3 protein-coding genes are annotated in these 3455 nt (G+C 32.4%); all 3 read left to right on the top strand.

The window, feature by feature from the left end; genetic code table 11:
- Window positions 1–253: 253 nt before the first annotated feature.
- The gene (locus tag LEP1GSC203_RS05505; RefSeq protein WP_002972953.1) at window positions 254–1159 is read left to right on the top strand and encodes a DUF2971 domain-containing protein; all 906 of its coding nucleotides are present in this window, start codon (window positions 254–256) and stop codon (window positions 1157–1159) included.
- 255 nt (window positions 1160–1414) lie between these two features.
- On the top strand, window positions 1415–2809 hold the full coding sequence (locus LEP1GSC203_RS05500) for an AAA family ATPase (RefSeq protein ID WP_002972952.1): 1395 nt from the start codon (window positions 1415–1417) through the stop codon (window positions 2807–2809).
- Window positions 2796–3353 carry a hypothetical protein gene (locus LEP1GSC203_RS05495; RefSeq protein WP_002972951.1) on the top strand — a complete coding sequence of 186 codons (558 nt, stop codon included), beginning with the start codon at window positions 2796–2798 and terminating at the stop codon, window positions 3351–3353. Before LEP1GSC203_RS05500 ends, LEP1GSC203_RS05495 begins: the two co-directional genes overlap by 14 nt.
- The last annotated feature ends 102 nt before the right edge of the window (window positions 3354–3455 follow it).

Raw genomic sequence — 3455 nt, 5'->3', positions numbered from 1 at the left:
GATACTTTCAGAAGTATTTATCTAAGCTTATCTTATACCTTCTAATACACCACTACGTATAACAGCAGCTAACCACTTCGCTTCGGGTCTTCGCCCTCGCTCGGCCTACGGCACATAGGCTTTCTGTCACTCGTTTGCTTCCGCAAACTACGTGCCAGTCCCTAACGCCTCTACGAGGCCCAGGGTCAGCCTACGTCGGTTAGCCTAGTTCGTTAGCCGAAATGTTTTAATCATTTACAAAATATAAAATAAAATGAATATAAATAAACCGCCAGAGGAAATATTAAAAGATGTTCAAATCTTCCAAAAATATAGTATAAAACGAGAATCTGTTAATCTTCCAAATTTAGTTTATCATTACTGCTCTCTTGAATCATTTTACAAGATAATTGAATCAGGCGAATTATTTCTATCACACCAAAGTGCAATGAACGATAAAAGTGATAGTAGGTTATTTTTTAATATTTTAGTTAAAAGAGCGAATCAAATCGCAAATGAATTGAATGCTGAAATTCTAGAAAAATTCTTACGACTATTTTATATAAATATGAAAGACTACTTCATCGCAAGTTTCTCAGCAGAATCCGATTTACTTAACCAATGGTTAACATATGGTGACAAAGGAAAAGGTGTTTCAATTGGATTCTATACTAATTCTTTAGATGTATCTCCAAAAATTCCTTATTTTTCACAATCAAATGAAACTGGAATTGGAATCTTTCCTTTAGAATACATATCGGATACAAATTTTGAAATCGCTGATGAATTACTCTATCTTGCATGTGAAGGTTGGTTTACAACTCCACCAAATGTTGAAAATTTAATTCTCACGAAAAAACACAAAAGTTTTGAAAATGAAAAGGAAATCCGAATTGTCGAAATCCAGGATATGCGTTTGAATCTTAATCCAGATTTTCTTATGCTTAGAACGAACAATATTGGCAAACACTATGAATATAGGATAAAAAATAGTGATCAATTTGTGCCATTTCGAAAGTTAAAATTTAGATACGATAATCAAAAATATCACATCAACAATATATGGCTTGGTCCGGAAAACAATTGCAATGAAAAACACCTCACACTTTTTCTCGAAAAAAATAATACAGTTTTAGATGCTGGAATTTGCAAATCAAGCAGTCCTTATACCAACAGATAAAACACTTCGGCTAACAGCAACTAACCGCTTCGCTTCGGGACTTACGCCCTCGCTCGGTCTGCGACACATAGGCTTCTGGCACTCCCCTTGCCTGCGCAAGTGTCGTGGCCAGTCCCTAACGTCCCATTCGGGACTCAGGGTCAGCCTACGTCGGTTAGTCTAGTTCGTTATACGAAATTCCGTAAACTTTTATAAGTTTAACGCCAAAAAAGCCGATTTATATAATACCGAGGATTTTACTTAAATAAGGAAGCCATGAAAATAAAATTAAACAATATCGGACCAATAGAATGCTTTGAATTAGATTTATCAAATAATTTAATAGTCATCTTCGGAAAAAATAATATTGGTAAATCTTATGCAATGAGTACGACTTATTTAATATTAAAATACTTAATGCAAAATGATTATTTTGACTTCCGCTATATCATGAATAGAGTAATTAATTCTGATCTAGAGAAGTTAGAAGAAAACTTAAAAGCGACTCAATCAGTTCAAACTCATATCGATATTACAGCTGATTTTGAAAAAATATTTACTAAAATCTTAAGAATAACTTTTTTAGAAGGGTTTAATGAATCACTATCAAGTTCATTTGGAGGTATAGAATCAATTAAAAGTAAGTTTTCAAATCAAGATTCGACAATTGAAATAATCGGAAAAGAGATACAAATAACTTTAAAAATAATCGAGAACCAGCTAGTAATCGACCGAATTAACTTAAATTTTTCTCTAATTGTAAAACATGCACAGAAACATTGGTCTATCAAATATAATGACAATGAAACAATTATCCATTTCAATGCTGGCGGAACACAATTTTTCGACGACCTTTCCAGTGTTTTGGAAAAATGCATTTTAGATATTACAAACAATCAATTAGAATCTGTTAGCTTAAATTTTTTACCGGCTTCTAGGAGCGGACTATATCAGGCACTTAATGCATTTAGTCAAATAATTGCTGAGCTTTCAAAAAGAAGAACATTCTTAAGGAAATCAATAAATCTTCCACAGATCCAAGAACCATTATCCGATTATTTTATAAAACTATCGGATATTAACATAAAATCGAAAAAAAGCGATAAATATACGGAGATAGTAAAACTATTAGAAAACGAATTACTAAAAGGAGAGATATCATTTGATGATAAGTCTAGAAATATAAGGTATTCACCACATAATACAGATTTAAAAATCGACGTTTCGTTATCTTCATCAATGGTATCAGAAATTTCACCCATTGTGGCATATTTTAAATATATTGTATCTGAAACTTTATTCAGACCAAGGAAGCAAACAGAATACCATCCAATCATATTCATCGAAGAACCAGAATCGCACCTACATCCTTACGCACAGATTATCATTACTGAAATTCTTGTAAAAGCAGTAAAACTTGGATGTAAAATTATTATGACATCGCATAGTTCTTATGTATTCAATAAACTAAACAATCTTATCATTTCTAAAGAAATAAATTACTCAGAATGTGCAAATTACATTTTAGAAAAAGAAGAATCAAAAGGATCAATAGCAAGAAACATAAAATCAGATGAACTTGGTTTCGACGATCTAAATTTCGGTATCGTATCAGAATCACTTTATAACGAAAAAATAGATGTAATTAGGAAACTAAATGCTCTTAAATAAAATATCAACTCACCCTATTCTTTCAAAACATATTGTCTCCCATTGTGAAGAAAACCAAATTCAAGTAGAGGTAGATAAAAATTTTCCCCGTGATAAATATTTAATTCTAAAGGTAGATTCCTATTACAATTCTTTACATTTGGCACTAACTCCTCCATCACCTGACTGCTTATATATAATATACTGCGAAAAGGGAAATTATTTTTCTTTATATTGTTACGAACTAAAAAATATAAAAGACAAACAATATCTCAAAATTGAAAATATCTATGGGAAATTTAAAACCCTGATCGATGACTTTTTAAAAACTGCGTTTAGTTCAATATTTTTGGATAAAAATGAAGATATCCGAATATCAACCATTGCTTTTGTCTCTGATCCTTATGAACTCGCAAAAATGGGAGTAAACAATACCACACTTACTAACACGCATACTAAGGGAACATTAATTGAAACACTATTACTCAAAAAACCTCTAAACTTCAGAGGAACATATATTAGCTTAGAATACAAGTTACCTGATCCAGTAATTTCCCCTTGCTAACGGAACTTCGTATAACAGCAACTAACCGCTTCACTTCGGGACTTGCGCCCTCGTTCGGTCTACGACACATAGGCTTCTGGCACTCCTCTTGCTTGCGCAAGC

This window comes from Leptospira terpstrae serovar Hualin str. LT 11-33 = ATCC 700639 (assembly GCF_000332495.1).
Classification (GTDB): domain Bacteria; phylum Spirochaetota; class Leptospiria; order Leptospirales; family Leptospiraceae; genus Leptospira_A; species Leptospira_A terpstrae.
Note: the sequence above shows the minus strand (reverse complement) of the source record. Positions and strands in the feature narration are given on the sequence as shown.